The 23,426-nt window shown below is 63.4% G+C and carries 7 protein-coding genes and 2 pseudogenes; 3 read left to right on the forward strand and 6 right to left on the reverse strand.

Annotation, left to right across the window (positions count from 1 at the left end):
- Positions 1 to 112: 112 nt before the first annotated feature.
- The 5 genes and pseudogenes from ACZZ0K_RS14450 to ACZZ0K_RS14470 all read right to left on the reverse strand — a co-directional run.
- Positions 113 to 4,713, reverse strand: a pseudogene (locus ACZZ0K_RS14450) (amino acid adenylation domain-containing protein); the annotation flags it as partial.
- Between the two features lie 13 nt (positions 4,714 to 4,726).
- A complete protein-coding gene (locus tag ACZZ0K_RS14455) occupies positions 4,727 to 12,571 on the reverse strand; it encodes an amino acid adenylation domain-containing protein (RefSeq protein WP_463559155.1) in 7,845 nt (2,614 codons plus the stop codon).
- Positions 12,546 to 15,947 carry an amino acid adenylation domain-containing protein gene (locus ACZZ0K_RS14460; protein ID WP_258707865.1) on the reverse strand — a complete coding sequence of 1,134 codons (3,402 nt, stop codon included), beginning with the start codon at positions 15,945 to 15,947 and terminating at the stop codon, positions 12,546 to 12,548. Before ACZZ0K_RS14460 ends, ACZZ0K_RS14455 begins: the two co-directional genes overlap by 26 nt.
- Positions 15,948 to 16,134: 187 nt before the next feature.
- Complete coding sequence (locus ACZZ0K_RS14465; protein ID WP_258707864.1) at positions 16,135 to 17,118, reverse strand: TauD/TfdA family dioxygenase; 984 nt, start codon at positions 17,116 to 17,118, stop codon at positions 16,135 to 16,137.
- Between the two features lie 35 nt (positions 17,119 to 17,153).
- Entirely contained in the window at positions 17,154 to 17,894 is a 741-nt protein-coding gene (locus ACZZ0K_RS14470; protein WP_258707863.1) for a thioesterase II family protein, read from the reverse strand.
- 136 nt (positions 17,895 to 18,030) lie between these two features.
- Between ACZZ0K_RS14470 and ACZZ0K_RS14475 the strand changes: the two genes are divergently transcribed.
- Positions 18,031 to 19,164 (forward strand): cupin-like domain-containing protein, encoded by a 1,134-nt coding sequence (locus tag ACZZ0K_RS14475; RefSeq protein WP_258707862.1) that lies wholly within the window; start codon positions 18,031 to 18,033, stop codon positions 19,162 to 19,164.
- 111 nt (positions 19,165 to 19,275) lie between these two features.
- Here the strand turns inward: ACZZ0K_RS14475 and ACZZ0K_RS14480 are convergent.
- A pseudogene (locus ACZZ0K_RS14480) lies at positions 19,276 to 20,447 on the reverse strand (MFS transporter).
- A gap of 233 nt (positions 20,448 to 20,680) precedes the next feature.
- Here ACZZ0K_RS14480 and ACZZ0K_RS14485 point away from each other — a divergent pair.
- On the forward strand, positions 20,681 to 21,481 hold the full coding sequence (locus ACZZ0K_RS14485; RefSeq protein WP_258707860.1) for a glucose 1-dehydrogenase: 801 nt from the start codon (positions 20,681 to 20,683) through the stop codon (positions 21,479 to 21,481).
- Positions 21,474 to 23,300 (forward strand): glycoside hydrolase family 15 protein, encoded by a 1,827-nt coding sequence (locus ACZZ0K_RS14490; protein ID WP_258707859.1) that lies wholly within the window; start codon positions 21,474 to 21,476, stop codon positions 23,298 to 23,300. The genes ACZZ0K_RS14485 and ACZZ0K_RS14490 overlap by 8 nt, the downstream gene beginning before the upstream one ends.
- Positions 23,301 to 23,426: the final 126 nt, after the last annotated feature.

Consider the following 23,426-nt stretch of genomic DNA (forward strand, 5'->3'; position numbering starts at 1 on the left):
AGCGGATAAATGTCCTCGATGCGCTGGGCGGCGATCGGCAGGCTGTCCAGATGCGCCTGGGACAAACCGGCCAGCGGCACGTCGGACGGAGTCAGCCCCCGGAATGACTGAGGCAGTGGTCGATCAATTCGCTCAGCGCCACTTCGTAGGCGCGGGCCAAACCGACAATGGTCGCCTCCTCGAAGACGTCGCTGCTGTAGGTCCAGGTCAGGCTCAACTGGCCCTGATAAACCCGGCCATCGATGGTCAGCCAATTGGCCATCGGCGCGTTTGCGTCCTGACCGGCGCCCTTGTCTTCGGTGGCCGGCCGCCACAAGGCGTCTTCGTCGAAGTTGTTATCGAACTGGCCGAGGTAGTTGAACGTTACCTGCGGTTGCGCCAGTTCATGGAGTGCCGCTTGTGCTTCGGCGGTGCCGAGATAACGCAGCAAGCCGAAGCCGATGCCCTTGTTCGGGATCGCGCGCAGTTGCTCCTTGATGCCTTTGATCGAGGTTTCCAGGCTGGCGTTTGGTGTCAGGCGCACCGGGAACATGCTGGTGAACCAGCCCACGGTGCGGCTCAAGTCGATGTCATCGAAGAGGTCTTCGCGGCCATGGCCTTCGAGCTGCACCAGCGCACTGTCGCTGGCGGTCCACTCACACAACACCCGCGCCAGTGCGGTCAGCAGCAGGTCGTTGACCTGAGTGCGGTAGGCCGCCGGGGCCTGTTGCAGCAGCTGGCGAGTGCGTTCGGCGTCCAGCCGCGTGTCGACGCTGCGTTCGAAGCGGTTGTACAACTGGCCCTGCGGATTATCCAGCGGCAAACCGAGCGGAACGTCGCGCAACTGTTCGCGCCAGTAGCTCAGTTCGCTGCCCAGCGCCGCGCTGCGCGCATGTTCTTGCAGGCGCAAACCCCAGTCCTTGAACGCGCTGGTCTTGGCCGGCAGATGCACGCTCTGTCCGCTGCTGATCTGCTGATAGGCGCTTTGCAGGTCTTCCAGCAGGATTCGCCACGACACGCCATCGACCACCAGGTGATGAATCACCAGCAACAGACGCTGACTGGCGTCCGGCATATCGACCAGCGCCGCGCGGATCAGCGGGCCGTTGTGCAGGTCGAGGCTGCGTTGCAGGTCCAGGCACAGCGCTGGCAATGCCGCGCTGTCGTCCAGCGTGAAAGTGCGCAATAACGCTTGTGGTTGATCCTCCGCGCCGTGGCTTTGCTGCCAGCCCTGCTCGGTTTGGCGATAGCGCAGACGCAAGGCGTCATGCTGTTTTTGCACCTGCGCCAGGGCCTGTTGCAGGGCTGCGGCTTGCAGGGTTTTCGCCGGGGTCAGCAGGATCGACTGGTTCCAGTGATGCCGCGCCGGGATGTCGCTGTGGAAGAAATACTGCTGGATCGGCGTCAGCGGCGCATCGCCAAGCACCTCGCCCTGCTCCGTCTGCACGGCGTCGCTCTGTTGCGCGACGGTGGCCAGACGCTGCACGGTCTGGTGCTGGAAAATATCCTTGGGCGTGAAGCGAATGCCAGCCTGCCGAGCGCGGCTGACCACTTGAATCGAAATGATCGAATCGCCGCCCAGCTCGAAGAAATTATCGTGAAGCCCGACCCGTTCGACCTTGAGCACGTCCTGCCAAATCTCCGCCAGACGCTGTTCCAGTTCGCTGCGCGGCGCGGCGTAGGCCTCTTGCACGTGCGCAACGTCCGGCTGCGGCAGTTGTTTGCGATCGAGCTTGCCGTTGGCGGTCAGCGGCAGTCGGTCGAGGAACGCCCAACTGACCGGGACCATATAATCCGGCAGGGTTTCGCGCAGGTGCAGCTTGATCGAATCACGCAGCGCGCCCTGCTCGTCCGTGTTCAATGTCTCAACCGGCACGACCCAGGTCGCCAGTTGCTGACCGCTGAGACCGTCCACCGCCAGCACCACCGCTTCGCGCACCTGTGGATGCTTGAGCAGTTGCGCTTCGATTTCGCCGAGCTCGATGCGGAAACCACGGATCTTCACTTGGTGGTCGATACGACCGATGTACTCGATCACCCCGTCGCCGCGCAGCCGTGCGAGGTCGCCGGTACGGTACAGACGCTGGCCGGCCTTGTGGTTGAACGGATCGGGCACGAAGCGGGTGGCGCTCATGCCGGCCTGATTCAGATAACCACGGGCGAGACCGGCGCCAGCGATGTACAACTCACCGATGCAGCCTTGCGGCACCAGGTTCAGCGAGCTGTCGAGCAAGTACCACGACAGGTCGACAATCGGCGCGCCAATCGGGCTGCTGTGATTGCTGTGCAGATCCGCCAGCGACAATGGCCGGTAGGTCACGTGCACGGTGGTTTCGGTGATGCCGTACATGTTGATCAGCGTCGGCGTGCGGTCGCCAAAACGTTCGAACCACGGGCGCAGATTCTGTACTTCCAGCGCCTCGCCGCCGAACACCACGTAACGCAGGGTATTACTGCGGCTCGACTCGCAGGCGACCTGCATCAACGGCTTGAACGCCGACGGTGTCTGGTTCAGCACCGTGACATTTTCATCGCACAGCAGCGTGTAGAAATCCTCTGGCGAACGGCTGACGTCGTGGGGCACGACCACCAGTTTGCCGCCGTACAGCAGCGCGCCAAAAATCTCCCACACCGAAAAGTCGAACGCGTAGGAATGGAACAGCGTCCAGCTGTCCTGCGCGCCGAAATCGAACCAGTGCGCGGTGGCGCTGAACAGGCGCATCACGTTGCCGTGCGGCAGCAACGCGCCCTTGGGTTTGCCGGTGGAACCGGAGGTGTAGATGACGTAGGCCAGATTGTCCGGCGTGGTCAGGCATGGCGGGTTGCTTGCGATGCCGTGCTCCGGCGCCTGATTCAGATCGAGGCAGATCAGCCCCGGCGGCAGCGGCAATTGCCCGAGCAAATGGCCCTGGGTCAACAGCAATTGAATACCGCTGTCGTCGATCATGTAGCGCAAGCGGTCATCCGGGTAGCTCGGGTCCAGCGGCACATAGGCGCCGCCCGCTTTCAGCACCGCGAGAATGGCGACGATCATGTCCAGCGAACGCTCCACCGCCACACCGACGCGCACGTCCGGGCCGACGCCCTGCTCGAGCAGCGTATGCGCCCACTGGTTGGCGCGGCGATTGAGTTCAGCGTAGGTCAGGCGTTGTCCTGCGAAGGTCACGGCCACCGCGTCGGCATGCCGCTCGGCCTGGGCCTCAATGGCTTGCTGGATGCACGGCGTCAGCGGTTGTTCAACCAGCGACGGATTCCATTGCGCCAACAGCTGTTGCTGCTGGCCGGCGTCGAGCATCGGCAATTGGCCGATGCACCGGGTCGGCTCGGCGACGATCGCCTGCAACAGCGCGGTCCAGTGTTGCGCCAGGCGCTCGATGGTCGCTGCGTCGAACAGGTCAGTGGCGTACTTGAGCACGGCTTCGATGCCGTGGGCCTGCTCGGTGGTGTTGAGGGTCAGGTCGAACTGCGCGGTCTGGCTCTGCCATTCCAGCGGTTCGATGTTCAGGCCGTTGAGGCGTGTGGCGACGCTTGCGCGGCGCTCGGCCTGGTGGTTGAACATCACCTGGAACAGCGGACTGTGGCTGAGGCTGCGGCCCGGCTCCAGCGCTTCGACCAGTTGCTCGAAAGGCAAGTCCTGATGCGCCTGCGCCTCCTGCGCGGTCTGTTTGACCTGACGCAGCAGTTCGACAAACGGCAGCTCTGCGTCGATGTCCGCCTTGAGCACCTGGGTGTTGACGAAGAAGCCGATCAGCCGCTCGATTTCCACCCGGCCACGGTTGGCCACCGGCACGCCGACACGGATGTCGCTTTGCCCGCTGTAGCGATGCAGCAAGGCCTGAAACGAAGCCAGCAGCAACACGAACAGGGTGACGTTTTCCTGCCGGGCAAACGCCTTGAGGGCATGGCTCAGCGCCGGATCAAGAATCAGGTTGTAGCTGGCGCCGGCGAAGCTCTGCTCCACCGCGCGCGGGCGATCAAGCGGCAGTTCCAGCACCGGTTGCTCGCCGCCGAGTTTTGCCTGCCAGTAGGCCAGTTGTCGCTCCTGCTCACCGGCCTCCATCCACTGGCGCTGCCACAAGGCGTAATCGGCGTATTGAATCGGCAGGGCCGGCAGACCGGCGTCGTGACCGAGGTTGAAACCGGCATAGAGCTGCACCAGTTCCTCGATCATCACTTGCAGCGACCAGCCATCGGAAACGATGTGGTGCAGGGTCAGCACCAGCACATGCTCAGCGGGGTCGACCTGCAGCAGCGCGGCACGCAGCAACGGGCCGTGCTGCAGGTCGAAAGTCTTCTGGCTCTGGGTCTGGACGAAAGCCTCGATCGAGTGCTCCGGGTCATTCGCCAGCTCAGCGCTCAGGTTGTGAATATCGAGGGTAAAGGTCCTGCGGGCAGGACCACTTGCAAGGGTTGCGCGCTGTCTTGAGAGAACACCGTGCGCAAGGTTTCGTGGCGCTCGATCAACGCCGCGATGCTGCGTTCCAGTGCCGGCACATCCAGCGGCCCCTGCAAGCGCAGGGCCGTCGGAATGTTGTAGGCCGCGCTGTGCGGTGCCCACTGCCAGAGGAACCACTGGCGCTGCTGAGCGTAGGACAGCAGCAACGGCTCTTCAGCCGTGCGCTTGAAAACCGGGGCAATGTCAAAGAGGTTGACGCCTTTCTGCTTGAGCAGAACCGCCAGAGCCTTTCTTTGCTTAGCCGAAAGTTGTCCTACCGACTCGATTAACTCTTGCACGCGTTTTTCCCTCTCAAGAAATCAGTTTTTCCAGATCATCGAGGGATAGACGTTTGAGGGCCTCCAGTGATTTAGCCAATTCATCCTGAACGGGCGACATTTCGACGCGCAGCGCTTCGATCCGCGCGCAGAAATCCTTGAGGGTGTCGGTTTCGAACAACGCCTTGAGCGGCACCTTGTCGCCGAGGCGCTCCTGCACCCGGGTCACCACCAGCGTCGCCAGTAACGAATGGCCGCCGAGCTGGAAGAAGTTGTCCGCCAGCCCTACCCGCTCGACTTCCAGCACTTGCTGCCAGATCGTCGCGACCTCCCACTGCAAGTCGCTTTGCGGTGCCTGGTATTGCTCCTGCGTCGGGCTCTCGCCCAACGCCATCAGCGCCTTGCGATCAAGCTTGCCGTTGGGCGTCAGCGGGATCGCATCGATCAGGTGCAGATGCCCCGGCAGCATGTGCGCCGGCAAGCGAATGGCCAACGCACTGCGCACCCGCTCGGTCAGCGTCGACCGCTCGCTGGCGAGCGCGGCGACGAGGTAGGCATGCAGGTGTTTGCCAGCGGCGCCGTCCTGCGCCAGTACCACCGCTTCGCCGATATCGTCGAGTTCCAGCAGGCGCGCTTCGATCTCGCTGAGTTCGATGCGGAAACCGCGAATCTTCACCTGATGGTCGGCGCGACCGATGTACTCGATGTTGCCATCGTCGCCCTGGCGCACCAGATCGCCGGTGCGGTACAGGCGCTCGCCGTTGCTCGCGTAAGGATTCGGCACAAAGCGTTCGGCGGTCAGCGCGGCACGACGCAGATAGCCGCGCGTCACCCCGGCACCCGCCAGGTACAGCTCGGCCGCCACGCCCTCGGGCAGCACCTGCAACTGACTGTCGAGCAGGTACGCCACGGTGTTGTCCAGTGGCCGGCCAATGTTCGCCCGGCCCTGCGGCGTGCGCAGGGTGAAGGTTGAATAAGTGGTGTCCTCCGACGGCCCGTAGAGGTCGTAGACCTGCTGCACCTGAGTGCTGGCGTAGAGGCTGTCGACCAGACTCTGCTTGAGCGGTTCGCCGGCCAGATTGATGGTGCCGACCGAAGTCGGGATCTGCCCGGCCCGTTGCAACGCGGCAATCGCCGACGGCACAGTGTTGATCAGGGTGACCTGCTCGCGCGCCGGCAAATCCGCCAGCGCCAGGGCGTTGTCGGCCAATACCAGGCAGCCACCGCAGGCCAGCGTGACGAAGATTTCCCACACCGACAGATCGAAGCAGATCGAGGTCGAGGCCAGCACACCGCGCAATTGTTCTTCGCGATAGACACCCGCTGACCACTGAATCAGCGCCGACAGATTGCCGTGGCTGATGGCTACGCCTTTCGGCTTGCCGGTGGAGCCGGAGGTGTAGATCACGTACGCCAGATTGTCTGCCGCGAGATTAACCAGTGGCGCAGTGGCCGGGTATTTGCTGGCTACGCTCTCGTCCACCAACAGCACCTGCGCATTCAAGGTTTCGGGCAGCATCGCCAAGGCCGCTGGCTCAGTGAGCAGCACCGCCGCGCGGCTGTCGTCGAGCATGTGCAGCAAGCGCTCCTGCGGGTAATCCGGGTCCAGCGGCACATAAGCGCCACCGGCCTTGAGGATCGCCAGCAAGCCGACCAGCATGTCCGGCGTGCGGCGCATGCACACGCCGACGCGCACTTCCGGCCCGACGCCCATGCCTTGCAGCTTGTGCGCCAGACGATTGGCCCGGGTATCGAGGTTTTGGTAAGCGATGGATTGCTCAGCGAACAGCACCGCGTTCGCCTGCGGCTGACGTTGCACTTGCGCGGCGATGTGCGCCAGCACCGTGCATTGATCCGGCGTGGTAACCGACGCCTTGCCCCACTCGATCGCTTGTTGCCGTTGTGGCTCGGCGAGCAGTTGCAGCGCCCCCAGCGGCTGCGTGGCGTCGGCGAGGAACTGCTCGAGCAGGCCTTGCAACTGCGCACTCAACGCATTGATCGCTTGAGCGTCGAAACTGGCCTGATCGTAACTCACGCCCAGACTCAGCTCACGGCCGGTGATCGCCACCAGGGTCAGCGGATAATTGGTCTGCTCCTGACGGCGGATCGCCGAGAATTTCAGGCCGGTCTGCGGACCCTGAGCCAAGGCTTCGGCCATCGGGTAGTTTTCGAACACCAGAATGCTGTCGAACAACGCGCCGGCACCCGCCCCGGCCCAGCGCTGAATGTCATACAGCGGCGTGTGTTCGTGCTCGCGCAAGGCCAGGTTGAGGTCTTGCACCTGTTGCAGCCATTGGCTGACGCCGATCTCCGGCGATGGCGCCGCCACCACCGGCAAGGTGTTGATGAACAGACCGATCTGCTGCTCGACACCCGGCAAATCCGTCGGCCGTCCGGCGACCGTCGCGCCGAACGTCACGTGATCCTGGCCGGTATAGCGCCGCAACAGCAGCAGCCACGCCGCTTGTACCAGCGTGTTGAGGGTGACTTTCTGCTCGCGGGCGAAGCGGTTCAGTTCCGCGGTCAGCGGTTCGCTGAACACATGCTCGTGATCGGCATAGCCGCTGGCCGCGTGCCTGACCGGCATGGTACTGGCCAGTCGCGTCGGCTCTTCGAGATCCGCCAGCGCCGTGCTCCAGAACTGCCGACTGGCTTGCTGATCGCGCTGGCCGAGCCATTTGATGTAATCGCGATAACGCCCCTGCCCTGTGCTCGGCACGATGCCGGCGTAACGTTGCAGCACTTCGCCGAACAACTGCGAAGTGCTCCAGCCGTCCATCAGGATGTGATGGCAGGTGTAGATCAGGTGATAGGAGTTTTCAGCGCTGCGCACCAGCGTCACGCGCAACAGCGGCGCGTCGAGCAAATCGAACCCACGTTGCAAATCTTCAGCGGCGAGATGATCAAGTGCTGAATCAAGGCCGGCGCGACCGCGCCAGTCCTGCACCTGCCACGGCATCTGCACACGGCTGCGGACCACCTGCACCGGCGCGGCGGCATCCTGCGGCCAGACGAACGCCGTGCGCAGAATATCGTGGGCTTCGAGGGTCTGCTGCCAGGCCTGGCGGAAGCGCTCGGCGTCGAGCTGCTCGACGTCGACGCGCAGCTGATTGGTGTAGGCCGGGCTATCCGGCTCGTTGCGGCTGTGGAACAGAATGCCTTGCTGCATCGGCGACAGCGGGTACAGATCGACGATGTCACGCGGCGCAATCGGCAATGCCGACAGCTGCGCCTGGGTCAGGTTGGCGAGGTTGAAATCCGAAGGAGTCACGCCTCCTGCGCCGCTCGCGCAGCAATGTTCGATCAGGCGTTCCAGTTCGCGGCGATAAGCCTCGGCCAGCGCCTCGATGGTCTCGGCGCGATACATGCCGCTGCCGAAGGTCCAGGTCAGCTCCAGCTCTCCGCCGAAGACCTGACCGTCAACGCTCAACCAATTGCCCAGCGGCGCTTGCCCATCCTGATTGGCGCCAGTGCTGTCGCTGCTCGGCAGGAACAACGCGCCTTGCTCGGCGCTGAACGCGCCGTCGAACTGACCGAGGTAATTGAAGGTCACCCGTGGTTGCGCCAGCGTCTGCAACTCGGCAGCACGCGTGAGGTAACGCAGCACGCCATAACCGATGCCTTTGCCCGGCACGGCGCGCAGTTGCTCCTTGATCGCGCACAGCGACGCAGCGGGATTGGCCTGCGGGGTCAGGCGCACCGGGAACAGGCTGCTGAACCAGCCGACCGTGCGGCTCAGGTCGATGTCTTCGAACAGGTCTTCACGACCATGGCCTTCGAGCTGGATCAACACCGAAGGCTGCTCGCTCCAGTCACACAACACCCGCGCCAATGCGGTCAGCAACAGGTCGTTGATTTGCGTGCGGTAGGCCGCCGGGGCGACTTTCAGCAGTTTGTCGGTCAATGTCTGGCTCAGGCGCGTACTGGCGCGGGCAGCCTGGGCGCGGTTCTGGCTGTCCTCGGCGAAATCCCGTGGCAGGGCCGCTTCGTCGGCAGCCAGGGTCTGGTGCCAATAAGCGCTTTCGGCCGCCAACGTTTCGCTCTGTGCATAACGATGCAACTGCTCGGCCCAGTTGTGCAGCGAACTGCTCTGGCCCGGCAACACCGGCGCCGTCCCCGCCGCCAATGCCTGGTAAGCCTGCTGCAAGTCCTCAAGCAGAATGCGCCACGACACGCCGTCGACCACCAGATGATGGATCACCAGCAACAAGCGCTGCTCGGCGTTCGGCAGGTTGACCAGCACCGCGCGCAGCAACTGCCCGCGCTGCAGGTCCAGGCTGCGCTGCGCTGCGTCGGCCACGACGGGCAAGGCATCGAGGTTGTCCAGCTCGCGAACCCAGAGCAATTCGGCATCACCCTGCGGCTGCGGCAGTGCCTGCCAGTGATCGCCCGACTGCACAAAGCTCAAGGCCAGCGCTTCGTGCTGTTCGACCAACGTCGCCAGCGCCTTGCGCAAATGCACGGCGTCCAGCGCCAGGGTCGGTTGCAGCATTACCGACTGGTTCCAATGCTGGCGCTGGGCAATCGGCGTCTCGAAGAAGCGCACCTGAATCGGCAGCAACGGCAACGGCCCGCGTGCCACAGGTGCGGCGACGGCAGCCGGTTTGGCTTCGATCAGTTTGGCCACGGCAGCCAGTTGGCCGATGGTCTGTTTTTCGAACAACTGCTTGGGGCTGAGCTTGATGCCCTGGCGCTTGGCCCGGGCGATGATCTGCAAGCTGAGGATCGAGTCGCCACCCAGTTCGAAGAAGTTATCGCTGCTGCCGACCCTTTCGAGCTTGAGCACCTCGGCCCAGGTCGCGGCCAGTTTCTCTTCGATCTCACCGACCGGCGCGACGAACTGCTGGCTGACCACGCCGGGCACTGGCAAGGCACGCTTGTCGAGTTTGCCGTTGGCAGTCAGCGGCAGCTTTTCCAGCAACACTAACTGCGCCGGCACCAGGTAATCCGGCAGCCGCGCCTGCAATTGCTCGCGCAGATCCTGCGCCTGCACCTTCGCGCCCACTGCCGGCACGCACCATGCCAGCAGTTGCAGGCGCGCCGGATCGTCATCCAGTGGCAGCGCGAGCACGGCGGCTTCGCTGACGCCATCAAGGCGGAGCAACACCCGCGCGACTTCCGCAGGCTCGACACGGTAGCCGCGCACTTTGACCTGATCGTCGGCACGACCGATGAATTCCAGCGCCTGCTTGCGGTTGCGCCGGACCCGGTCGCCGCTGCGGTAGACCCGCGCGCCCGCTGCGCCGAACGGGTCGGGCAGGAATCGTTCGGCGGTCAGCGCCGGCTGATTCAGGTAGCCAAGGGCAACGCTGTCGCCACCGATGTACAACTCACCAGCGACCTGATCGGCTACCGGGTTGAGCACATCGTCGAGCACATAGACATGGGCACCGGCCAGCGCTGCGCCGATCGGAACACTACGCGCCTGGGCGGGGAGTTCTTCGACCTCATGGGTCAGCACACCCACGGTGGTTTCGCTCGGCCCGTAGTGGTTGATCAGGCGGCAGCCCGGCTTAAGTTGCTGAACGCGCTCGACCAGCGCCGGCGAACAGGCTTCGCCGCCGACGATCAGTGCGTCTTCAGGCAGCACGTCGGCAGGCTTGGCCGCCTGCAACAGCGCGGCGAGATGGCCGGGAACGATCTTCAGCACGCCAACGCGATGGCAGGCCATGTATTCGGAAAAGCGATCCGGGTCGAAGCCGAGTTCTTCTGGCAGCACATGTAGCAAACGACCGGAGCACAACGCGCCGAACAGCACGGTGAAGCCAAGGTCGGCGGCGATGGTCGAGACCAGCGCCATGCTCGCCTCGGGCGCCGGAGCCAGACGTTCGAGTACGCCGCGCACATAACTGCCCAGCGCGCCGTGGCTGACCAGCACGCCCTTGGGTAGCCCGGTGGAACCGGAGGTGTGAATCACGTAGGCCGGCGACTGCGCATACAGCGTCAGCTCAGGCGCGGACGTCGGCAGCGAGCGCCACTGACCTGGCGCAAACTCCAGACCCTGACAGCCCTCACCCGCCAATTCGCTGAGCCGTGCGTCGCCTTCAGCACCGATCAGCGCACGGGCCTGCGCAGCGCCGAGCATCTGTTGCAGGCGCGCGCTTGGCGCCTTGACGTCGAGCGGCATGTACACCGCGCCAGCCTTGAGAATCGCCAGCAGGCAAGTCAGCCAGTCCAGCGAACGCTCGAGCAGCACCGCTACCGGATCGCCGACATTGACGCCCTGCGCACGCAAATAATGGGCGAGACGATTGGCTTGTTCATCCAGCGCCTGGAAAGTCACCGTTTGCTTGAGATCCCGAGCGGCCAGCGCCTGCGGCTGCCGGGCCACTTCACGCGCCCAGTGCTGCAACACCGTCAACGCCGGTTCGCGGTGAATGGCAAGCGCAGCAGGCCGCCGCGTGGCCACGGTGTGCAGTGGCGCCTGCGGCGAGTCGAGCAACTGTGCAAACAGATCCAGCAACATCGGCACAAAACCGGCGACCGTTTGCGCCCGATAGAGATCGCTGGCGTAGGTCATCTGACCGTGGATCAGTGCGCCGTCGTCGGTGATGTCCAGGGCCAGATCGAAGTGCGTGCCGTCCTTGGCCAGCGGGTATTCGCTGACGGTCAGGCCGGGCAAGGCCATCGAGCGTTGTTTCTGCATGCCGACGTTCTGGTTGAACTTGGCCTGGAACAGTGGGTTGTGGCCCAGGGTGCGTTCGGCGACCAATTCGTCGACCAGTTGCTCGAACGGCAACTCCTGATGTGCCTGTGCGCCGAATGCCGCTTCACGCACCTGCGCGAGCAAATCCGTGAAACTGCCGCGCTCATCGATCTGGCAACGCAGCACCTGGGTGTTGACGAAGAAACCGATCAGCCCTTCGACTTCGGCGCGGCCACGGTTGGCATTCGGCACGCCGACACGAATGTCGCGCTCGCCGGCCAGACGCGAAAGGAACAGCGAGAACCCGGCCAGCACCAGCATGAACAGGCTGATGCCCTGGCTGCGCGCGAAGGCATTGAGCTGCTGCGAAAGGTCAGCACCGAAATCGAAACTCAGGGTCTGTCCTGCAAAGCTTTGCGTCAGCGGTCGGGCAAAGTCCGCTGCCACTTCCAGCAGCGGATGCTCGTCGCCCAGTTGCTGACGCCAGTAGTCGAGCTGGCGTTCGCCCTCGCCGGCTTCCAGCCAGCGCCGCTGCCAGATCGCATAGTCGGCGTACTGCAATGGCAACGCCGGCAACTGCGGCTCGCGCTGCAGGCTGAACGCCTGATAGCACTGCACGAACTCCTTGACCATGACGTCCATCGACCAGCCATCGGAGACGATGTGATGCATGCTCACCACCAGCACGAACTCATCGTCGGCCAAAGCAAACAGGCTGGCGCGCAGCAACGGGCCGTGGCGCAGATCGAACGGTTGCGCGGTGACGTCTTGTACGTGTTGCGCGAGCAGTTCTTCGCGCTCTTGCGCGGCGGTGCCGGTCAGATCGAAGCGTTCCAGCGCAATACTTTGTTGCTCGAGAATCAGCTGATGCGCTTGATCACCGTCGGTGTGAAACACCGTGCGCAACACTTCATGACGCGCCAGCAGATGATCGAACGAGCGGCTCAGGGCTGACTCATTCAGCGAACCTTTGAGACGCAAGCCAGCGGCCATGTTGTACGCGGCGCTCTGCGGTTCCAGTTGCCAGAGAAACAGCAGGCGCTGCTGGGCGAACGACAGGGGAATCTGCGCGCAGTCGTGGCGGCTGACCGGCAGCGGCAACAGGCTGAAATCCTTGCCCTCCTCGCGCAATTTGGCCAGAAACAGCCGACGCTGTTCCAGCGGCAGGCCGACGAACCTTTTGCAATACGTTCCGCCATCGTGCCGCTCATACTTCTTCTCCTTGCAAAGCATTCATGAACTGATCCAGGTCGGACCAGTCGTCGTCGCCGCTCGCCTCGGCCAGTTGCCCGAGCACCTCGGCGAGATCCGCCAGCAGCGGTTTTTCGAACAGGCTGCGCAGCGGCAGCACCACGCCCATCTGCTCCTTGACCCGGGCAATCACTTGCGCGGCCAACAACGAATGGCCGCCCAGTTCAAAAAAGTGATCGTCCAGGCCCACACGCGGCACGTGCAGCACCTCGGCCCAGACCTGCGCCAGACATTGTTCGGCCGGTGATTGCGGGGCGCGGTAATCGCCCTGCAACTGCGCAGGATCCGGCGTCGGCAAGGCCTTGCGGTCGAGCTTGCCGCTCGCCGTCAGCGGCAGGTTCGCCAGCAACAACAGATGCCCCGGCACCATGTAATCCGGCAGGCTGGCTTGCAGCGCAGCGCGGGTCTGCTGACGGAACGCAGTTTGCGTTGCCGTGCTGGCGAGCACTGCCAACTCCGTCACCACGTAGGCGACCAGTTGCGCACCGCCGGCGAACGGCACCGCCAGCACCACTGCCTCGCGAACGCCCGGACATTGCTGCAGGCGCGATTCGATCTCGCCCAGTTCGATGCGAAAGCCACGAATCTTCACTTGATGATCGACCCGACCGACATATTCCAGCGCGCCATCGCCGCGCAGCCGCGCACGGTCGCCGGTGCGATACAGGCGCTGACCGTCGGCAAACGGGTCGGCAATGAAACGCTCGGCGCTGAGGCTCGGCTGACGGTGATAACCGCGCGCCAGCCCCGGCCCACCGATATACAACTCGCCCACCGCGCCTTGCGGCAGCAGGTTCAGATCATCGTCGAGCACGTACAGACGCCGCGCCGCCAGGCGCTTGCCGATCGGCATGCCGCGCCACGACACGTCCTGCGCGGTCAGCGCGGTGCAGTCATGAATCGTCGAGACCACCGTGGCCTCGGTCGGGCCGTAGGTATTGAGCAGGCGCACATGGCCGAGCCCGGCCTGTTGCCACAAGCGCAAACCGTCCACCGCCATGGCTTCACCGCCGACGTGAATCTGCCGCAGCGCGCCGAAACTTGCCGGCGGTTTCGCCGCATATTCCTGCACCAGCCAATACCAGTAGGCCGCTGGCAGATCAGCCAGGGTAATGCCCTGATCGATGATCACCTGATGCAGCGTCGCGCTGTCCCACAGCGGTGCATCGCGCATGACCACGCTGGCGCCATGGCACAGCGGCGGGAAAAACTGCTCGACGAAACCGTCGAAACTGCTGGTGGCGAATTGCAGAACCCGGTCGCCTTCGCGCAGATCGCTGTAATCGATGGCGCGGGCAATGAACTCGCTCAGCGCGCCATGACTGACCGCCACGCCTTTCGGCCGTCCGGTGGAGCCAGAGGTGTAGATCACGTAAGCGAGGTTGTCGGCTTCGACCGTGACCGGCAGGTTGTCGCTCTGCTCGCTGTCGGGCAACTGCTCCAGGCACAGGCATTCGATGTCGTCGAGCGGCGGCAGGCTGGCGAGGCTTTGCCGGTCGCCGAGCAACAGTTTCAAGCCACTGTCAGCGAGCACGTGGCGCAAGCGTTCGGCCGGCGTCTGCGGATCCAGCGGCACATAGGCACCGCCGGCCTTGAGCACGGCCAGCAGCGCTACCGCCAATTCCAGAGAGCGCCCCAGCGCGACACCGACCAGCACGTCCGGGCCGACACCCTGTGCGCGCAACTGATGGGCCAGACGATTGCTGCGGCTGTTGAGTTCGTCGTAGCTGAATGCCGGCGCAGGCGCTGTGGCCAACCGCACCGCCGGCGCTTGCCCAGTGCGCGCGACTTGCGCTTCGAACAGGCTTTGCACGCTAGTGAAACGAGGCGCTGGCGCGGTGGCCTGGATCAAGGCGTGGCGTTCGTCTTCGGCAAGCATCGCCACATCGCCGATCAACTGCTGCGGATCGCGGCACACCGACTGGAGAATCTTGCGCCAATGCCCGGCCAGCGCGGCGATGGTCGCGGCGTCGAAAATATCCGTGGCGTAAGTGAAGGCAGCAAACAGTTGCTCGCCCTCCTCGCGAGTGTCGAGCATCAGGTCACTGGTGGCCGCATGTTGCCGGCCGCTGCCGGCCAGTTGCTCCTCGCTCAAATAGCCCACGCGCAAACCCGAGGCCAGTTGCGCCTGGTGCAGATCGGTGACCAGCGGCTGGTGGTTGAACATCACCTGAAACAGCGGATTGTGGCTCTGACTGCGCGCCGGTTGCAGGGCTTCGATCAAGGCGTCGAACGGCAGATCCTGATGGGCCTGAGCACCCAGTGCAGCCTGGCGCAGGCTCTGCAGCAGCTCGGCGAATGGCGTTTGTGCAGTGACCGCGCTGCGCAGGATCTGCGTGTTGACGAAGAAGCCGATCAGCCCTTCGGTTTCACTGCGGGTGCGGTTGGCTATTAGCCCGCCGACACGAATATCGGTCTGGCCGCTGTAGCGATGCAACAAGGTCTTGAACGCCGCCAGCAACACCACAAACAATGTCACGCCCTGACGCTGGGCAAGGTTTTTCAGCTCTTCGCGCAGGGCTGCGTCGATCACCGTCTCCAGGCGTGCGCCCTGATGGCTGGACTGCGCCGGATAGGCGCGATCGGTGGGCAATTCCAGCACCGGATGTTCGTCGCCCAGTTGCGTGCGCCAGTAGTCCAGTTGCCGCTCGCGCTCACCGGCCTCCAGCCAGCTGCGCTGCCACAGTGCGTAGTCGCGGTAATGCACGCTCAACGGCGCCAGCGTCGGATCACGCCCGGCGACCAACGCGTCGTAGGTGCGCATGAATTCGTCGATCAGAATATTCATCGACCAGCCGTCGGCGATGATGTGATGCAGGGTCAGCAGCAGCACATGTTCCTGCTCGGCCAGGCGCAACAGCCGCAGGCTCAGCAGCGGGCCGTTCTGCAGGTCGAAGGCCTGCGTCGCCTCGGCCATCATGTGCTGCTGCGCCAGCGGCCAGCGCTGGGCTTCGGGCACCGTGCTCAAGTCAGTCACTGGCAGTTTCAGCGGCTGCGGTTCGGCCACGCGCTGGAAGGCCCGCTCGCCATCCTGGCCGAAGGTGGTGCGCAAACATTCGTGGCGCGCCGCCAGACGGCTGAAGGCCTGCTCCAGTGCCTCGACTTGCAACTCACCATCCAGACGCACAGCCATCGGCAGGTTGTAGGCGGCGCTGGTCGGCTCCAGTTGCCAGAGAAACCACATGCGCTGTTGCGCGTAAGACAGGCCGTCACGCTCGGCGATGCCGTCGCAGGCGGTCATGGGCAGCTGCGCAAAATCGATGCCTTCGCGGGCCATGCCGGCGAGGAACAGACGGCGTTTGTCCTGGGGCAATTCGATAAAGCGGCGGGCTAGTTTCTGTGCGTCTGCGGCATTCATGCGTGGAGTCCTTGCTGATCGGCGGCGTGACCTGGAGACCCGGTCGTATCAACAAGAACGAATGGCCGGCGCGATGATTTAGCGCGCCAGCGGCAATCACGGCCCGACGGTACGAAGGCCAGACAGACAAATGCCGAAGCCGGTACAGGCCCGGATTCGGCATTTGAGTTGAAGGGTTGCGAACAGGTCAGCGCACGTCCTGCGAATGCCCCTCGGCCATGGCCACGATGACTTTGCGCGGCCCTTCGAACGGTGAGCGCGCGTGAGCCGAGAGCATGTTGTCGAGCATCAACACATCGCCTTCCTGCCAGGGGAAACTGATCGCACAGTCGTCGAGCACCGCACGAATCTGAGCCAGCACCTCGTCTTCGATCGGCGAGCCGTCGCCGTAGTAGACGTTACGTGGCAGGTCTTCTTCGTCGACGATGTCGAGCAAGCTTTCGCGCACGTCCGCTGGCAGGTTGGAGATGTGAAACAGGTGCGCCTGATTGAACCAGACGTGGTCGCCCGTGACCGGGTGCACCGCCACCGCCTGACAGGTCTGGCGCGTGCGCAGCTCACCGTCGTCCTTCCACTCGCAGACAATGCCGTGAGCCTTGCAGTAGGCCTCGACGACTTCGCGGTCTTCGGTGTTGAACACGTCTTCCCATGCCACATCGAGGCCATTGCCGAAGTTGCGCACGTACATCAGGCCTTTACTGACGAAACGCTCGCGGATCGCCACCGGGATGCGTCGGTAGACTTCGCGGCTGTCGGCAATCGGCGTCTCGCCTCCCGACTTGGCGGCGATCATGCTGTAGAACCAGATCTTCATCGGCCAGTCGCGGGAATAGGCCTGTTCGTTGTGCAGCGGAATGCTCTGGTGCGCCGGGTATTCGGTGGAGGTGTACACGCCTTGGGTGACGTTGGTACGCGGCGTCGAGCCGAACTCGTAGTTGAGCAATGGATGGCCGAAACTCGCGGCAAACTGGCGAAACTGCTCGGCGCCGTCGAGGCGAAAACCGCGAAACAGCACGCCACCGTCGCGCAGCAGATGCTCGTCGACCAAGGCCTTCAATTCATCGAATACCGCCAACAGATCGGTGTCGGCATCGCTTGCTTCGACCAACAGCGGCAAACGTCCGCGCTGCGGCAGCAACGGCCGCACGGAAAACCCCAGAGCAACAGCCATGACTGGCCTCCTGAAAATGATAGATGGGTCGCGTCTCAGAACGCCGGTTGCGCGGCCTGCGCATAGCGCCGGTGATGCACTTCCAGATGCGTCTTGATCGTGCGAATGACCCGCGCTTCGTGCTCATGAATGAAGAAGTGCCCGCCGGTCATCATGTCCACCGAGAAGCTGCCCAGGGTCTCCTTGCTCCAGCCGATCAGTTGTTCGGTGGTGGCGCGGTCTTCCTTGCCACCGAGCACGTGCACCGGGCAATTGAGCAAGGGCCGCTCGGCAGGCGTGAAGCGGCCGCACATCATGAAATCGGCGCGCAGCACCGGCAGGGTCAGGCTCATCAGCTCTTTATTGGCGAGGACTTCTTCGCTGGTGCCCTGAAAGGTGCGCAACTGTTCGATGAGTTCTTCATCACTGCGCGGTTCGGCAAAGCCGCGGTCGTAATCGCTGCGCATGGACGGTGCGGCGGTGCCGGAGGCGAACAGCGCCAGCGGCTCCGGCACACCCAATTCGCGAAAGGCATGGGCCATTTCGCAGGCGAGCAACGCACCGAGGCTATGCCCGAACAACGCATACGGGCCTTGCAACCCCGGCTTGTGCTCGCGCGCCAGTTGCCGCGCCAGTGCGCGCATGTCGGTTTGCAGCGGTTCATCGAACCGCGCGCCACGCCCCGGCAGTTCCACCGGTTGCAATTGCAGCCACGTCGGCAGTTGGCGCCGCCAGCGGCTGTAAACCATGGCGCTGGCGCCCGAGTAGGGCAGGCACAGCAATGTCAGCTTGGTCACCGCGCTTTCCTTGAAAAATGTGTCTGCAAGAAAGACGGATCACTGGCCGGACAAATTAGTCGCCCGGCCGCTAAATTCCCCCGCCAGCCGCTCGTTGCCTGTTCAGGAAAAAAACAACAATCGCGAGGGAATCACCGTGGACCTGCAGAGCATTCTGGGCAAGTTGTTCGCCAACGCCGGCGCGGTCGGCATCGAGGGGGTTTTCCAGTTCATTTTCAGCGCGCAGCAGGCGTACTGGTACGACATCAAGACCAGCCAGCGCACGGCAGTCGGGCGCCATCCAAGCCCGGACGTGACCATCGAAGTCGCGGAAAAGGACTTTTTGGGGATCATGGCCGGCGTGGTCAATGTCGAGGAACTGTTCGCCAGCGGTCGCCTGAAGATTAGCGGCAACATGGGCCTGGCGACGATGTTGCCGCAAATTATCGACCACGCCCGCCAGGGTGGCGGCACGGTGGCAAAGGTCGACATGAACAAGCGCTACCCGACGCCGCCGCGCTTCAGTGAAAAGCTCACTGCCGCGCTGCCTCGGCAGACCAGCATCGAGCGCCGGGCGCGCGCCGAGTTGAGCCGACACGAATTCGAAACCCGGTATCTGCCCAACGGCATTCCGTTGGTGATCAGCAATGCGCTGCACGACTGGCCGCTGTTCAGCCTGAGCCGTGAGGAATCGCTGGTGCATTTCGCCGAACTGCAAGGCATCACCCGCCATGGCGATTACGTGAAGAAGACCTTTTCCACCGAGCGTGATTTCCGCTCGACCTCAATGGCCGAGTTCATCGCCTCGCTGGACAGCCCGGCGGTCAAAGGCGCGGACGGCGAGCCGCCGGCGTACATGGGCAACAACATTCTGCCCGCGCAATTGCAGCAGCAGATCCAGTACCCGCCCTACTTCGACACGTCGTTGTTCATTCCGCCACGTATCTGGATCGGCCCCAAGGGCACGCTGACGCCGTTGCACCGCGATGACACCGACAACCTCTTCGCCCAGGTCTGGGGGCAGAAGAAATTCACCCTTGCCGCGCCGCACCACCGCGAGGCGCTGGGCACTTGGTCGACAGCGCCCAAGGGAGGCCTGGATGGCTGCGATTTCAACCCGGACGCGCCGGACTATGAGCGCTTCCCGGCAGCGCGGGAGGTGACGTTTTTGCGGGTGACGCTGGAGGCCGGGGATCTGCTGTTTTTGCCAGAGGGCTGGTTCCATCAGGTGGAGTCGGTGTCGACTTCGCTGTCAGTCAACTTCTGGGTCAACTCAGGACGAGGCTGGTAACACTGCAAAATAACTGTGGGAGCGAGCCTGCTCGCGAATGCGTTGTATCAGGTATGAAGATATTTACTGACACACCGCCTTCGCGAGCAGGCTCGCTCCCACAGTGGAATTTCATTTCAAGTGACGGAAACTTTGAAACGCTGAAACCAGCACCACCGCCCCCGCCGCAATCGCCAGCCAGAAGCCGCTGCGCGCGCCAAACGCATCCACCAGCGCTCCGGAACCAGCGGCGCCGATCGCCACGCCGATGCTCAGCCCGGTCACCAGCCAGGTCAGGCCTTCAGTCAGTTTGGCCGGCGGCACGATGCGTTCGATCAACGCCATCGCCACAATCAACGTCGGCGAAAAAAACAGCCCGGCGATAAATACCGCGATCGACAAGCCAAGGATGTTGCTCGCCAAAAGCAGCGGCAGCGTGGTCACCGCCGTCGCCACGCCGCCGTAGAGAAACAGGCGCGGCAACGGCAGTTTCGAACGCATCGCACCGAAGGCGATGCCGGCCAGGCACGAGCCGATCGCGTACACCGACAAAACTATACTCGCCGCTGCCGGCTGGCCCTGATGTTGAGCGAAAGCGACGCTGACCACATCGATGACTCCGACGATCACGCCCATCGCCAGCATCAACGCCAGCAGCCATTGCACGTCGGTCGAGCGAATGATCGAGCCCTGATGCTGCGACTCCTGCGCGTGCACGGGCGGCTCGGTGCTGCGCTGGGCGACAAACACCGTCACGCCGATGGCCAGGGCCAACAACGCCGCCAGCGGCCCGGCCTCGGGAAACACCGCGACCGACAAGCCCACCGACAGCGGCGGCCCGACGATAAAACACACTTCGTCGAGCACCGATTCCAGCGCATACGCCGTCTGCAATTGCGGCTGGCCACGATAGATCTCGGTCCAGCGCGCCCGCACCATCGCCGACATGCTCGGCATGCACCCGGCCAGCGCGGCGAACACGAACAATGTCCAGTCCGGCGCCTGCAAACGCGTGCACAGCAGCAACATCAATAACCCGCCGCCACCGGTCAGCGCTGCGACTGGCAGCACCCGCCCCTGCCCATAACGGTCCACCAACCGCGATACCTGCGGCGCGCAAAACGCCGTGGCCAAGGCAAACGTCGCCGCCACCGCCCCCGCCAGCGCATAACCGCCGTTCAACTGCGCAAGCATGGTGATGAGGCCGATGCCGGTCATGGAAATCGGCATGCGCGCCAGCATCCCGGCCAGTACAAAAGCACGGGCACCGGGGCGGTGAACAATTCGCGGTAGGGGTTTGCCATCGATTGCAGCCTCATCAGGGGCGGCCAAGTTGCCATAGCCTTGAATGCCGTGGAAGCGCGCAATTGTTAGCGGTCTGTGAAGGCCCCTTCGCTCGCACATTCGAAATGCCGTCCCCTGTGGGAGCGAGCCTGCTCGCGAAGGCGCCAGCGCAATCACCGCTTCCAGCAAATGAACTCTCAGCGTCTGCCATCAGTCAGCTACTTAAGTCTCTGGAACCAAGGCGCGAATCGTCATGCAGATTTCCCTCGCTCATCAGGTGGCGCTGGTCACTGGTGCCAGCTCCGGCATCGGCCATGCCGCCGCCAAAGCACTCGCTGCAGCCGGTGCTGCGGTCGTGATCAACTACAACAGCAGCGCCGAACCCGCCGAAGAACTGGCTGCACAGATCAACGCTGAGGGCGGCAAGGCCCTCGCTATCGGCGCCGATGTCTCGAAAGAAGAAGAGGTCGAAAGGCTGTTCAAAGAGACCGTCGAAGCCTTCGGCTCGCTGGACATTCTGGTGGCCAACTCCGGCCTGCAAAAAGACGCCGCTGCCGTGGACATGACGCTCGACGACTGGAACACGGTGATCGGCGTCAACCTCACCGGGCAGTTCCTCTGCGCGCGGGAGGCGTTGCGGATTTTTCAGCGTCAGGGCGTACGCGAAGGCGTGTCGCGCGCGGCGGGCAAGATCATTCACATGAGCTCGGTGCACCAGCGCATTCCATGGGCCGGGCATGTCAATTACGCGGCGTCCAAGGGCGGCGTCGATCAGTTGATGCAGAGCCTCGCTCAGGAAGTCAGCCACCAGCGCATCCGTATCAACAGCATCGCGCCCGGTGCGATCAGCACGGCCATCAACACAGAAGCCACTGAAGGCGCGGCCGGCGAAAAACTTCTTGAGCTGATTCCGTACGGGCGCATCGGCGATGTCGAGGATGTCGCCAACGCAGTGGTTTTCCTCGCTTCCGATCTGTCCGATTACATCGTCGGCACCACCCTGTTCATCGATGGCGGGATGAGCCTCTATCCGGAGTTTCGCGGCAATGGCTGAGCCTGAAGTGGAACAACAAAGTCCCATCGGTGCCCACGGCATCATCGGCGACATGCGCAGCGCCGCACTGGTCAATGACAAGGGCAGCGTGGATTTTTTCTGCTGGCCGGAGTTCGACAGCCCGACGATCTTCTGCTCGCTGCTCGACACCCCGCAAGCAGGGATTTTCCAGCTCGCGCCGGACTTGCCGGATGCGCGCCGGGAACAGATTTATCTGCCCGACACCAACGTCTTGCAGACCCGTTGGCTAAGTGAGCACGCAGTGGTGGAAATCACCGATCTGTTGCCCATCGGAGACGATGTCGACGCCCTGCCGCTGCTGATGCGCCGGGTGCGCGTGGTCAGCGGCTCGGCGACGTTCAATCTGCGTTGCGCGGTGCGCCACGACTATGGCCGCGCCGACACCCGGGCAGAGATGAACGAAAAAGACGTAACGTTCCACGCCGCTGGCCAGCCGTCGATACGCCTGGCTTCAGATCAAGCACTGCAAATCGATGCACAAGCGGCCGTCGCGCAGTTCACCCTCAAGCACAATGAAACCGCCGCATTCATGCTCGGCGGCAGCGACGATCCGCGTTTTGCCGAAGGCGCCGGCGAGTTGTGCATGGAGCGCACCCTGAAATACTGGCGCGGCTGGATCGGCCAATCCAACTATCGCGGGCGCTGGCGGGAAATCGTCAATCGCTCCGCCCTCGCCCTGAAACTGCTGACCTCGCGTCGCCACGGTGCGATCCTCGCCGCCGCCACCTTCGGCCTGCCGGAAACCCCCGGCGGCGAACGCAACTGGGATTACCGCTACACGTGGATCCGCGATGCCTCGTTCACGGTTTACGCGTTCATGCGCCTGGGCTTTGTCGATGAAGCCAACCACTACATGCAATGGCTGCGCGGACGGGTCAGCGATTGCTGCGGCAAACCGATTAAGCTCAACATCCTCTATGCCATCGACGGCCAGCAGGAGTTGCCGGAAACCGAACTCACGCACCTGTCCGGCCACGGCGGCGCGCAACCGGTGCGCATCGGCAATGGTGCCTACGATCAGGTCCAACTGGACATCTTCGGCGAGCTGATGGACGCGGTGTATCTGGTAAACAAGTACGGTGATGCGATCTCCCACGAAGGCTGGCGGCATGTCGGCGAAGTGGTCGATCAGGTCTGCGAAAACTGGCAGAGCGAAGATGTCGGCATCTGGGAGATGCGCGGCGAGACTCATCATTTCCTGCACTCGCGGCTGATGTGCTGGGTGGCGCTGGACCGGGCGATCCGTCTGGCTTCCAAGCGTTCGCTGCCGGCGCCGTTCGCCCGTTGGGATGACACCCGGCAAGCGATCTACACCGACATCTGGGACAACTTCTGGAACGAAGAACGCGGGCATTTCGTCCAGTACAAGGGCGGTACCGCACTGGATGGCTCGATGCTGCTGATGCCGCTGGTGCGCTTCGTCAGCGCCAAGGATCCGCGCTGGCTGTCGACTCTGGAAGCAATCGAAAAAACCCTGGTGCGTGACGGCATGGTCTATCGCTATCGCAACGAGGACGCCAACATCGATGGCCTCAGTGGCACTGAAGGCGCGTTCGCCGCGTGTTCGTTCTGGTACGTCGAATGCCTGGCCCGCGCCGGCCAGGTGGAAAAAGCCCACCTGGAGTTCGAGCAATTGCTGCGATATGCCAATCCGCTTGGGCTGTACGCCGAAGAGTTCGACAGCCATGGGCGGCACCTGGGCAACACGCCGCAAGCGCTGACGCATCTGGCGCTGATCAGTGCGGCGAGTTTTCTTGATCGCAAGTTGAGTGGCGAGAAGAGTTCCTGGCAGCCGTAGGGCTGTTTTTTCGTCAGCGCATGTCAGACCGATCCCTGACTGGACGGGATTTTTCCACAACGGGCCTGCATGCCAGACAACTGGCTCAGGCCCATATTCATGGTGAAACCTGCGCAGCGGTGACCC

The organism is Pseudomonas sp. AC255 (genome assembly GCF_979258175.1).

Bases quoted from the DNA above. Each gene is read 5' to 3' on its own strand.
- ACZZ0K_RS14460 (WP_258707865.1), bottom strand. From the start codon at position 15,947: ATGAATGCCGCAGACGCACAGAAACTAGCCCGCCGCTTTATCGAATTG.
- ACZZ0K_RS14455 (WP_463559155.1), bottom strand. From the start codon at position 12,571: ATGCTTTGCAAGGAGAAGAAGTATGAGCGGCACGATGGCGGAACGTAT.
- ACZZ0K_RS14485 (WP_258707860.1), top strand. From the start codon at position 20,681: ATGCAGATTTCCCTCGCTCATCAGGTGGCGCTGGTCACTGGTGCCAGC.
- ACZZ0K_RS14490 (WP_258707859.1), top strand. From the start codon at position 21,474: ATGGCTGAGCCTGAAGTGGAACAACAAAGTCCCATCGGTGCCCACGGC.
- ACZZ0K_RS14465 (WP_258707864.1), bottom strand. From the start codon at position 17,118: ATGGCTGTTGCTCTGGGGTTTTCCGTGCGGCCGTTGCTGCCGCAGCGC.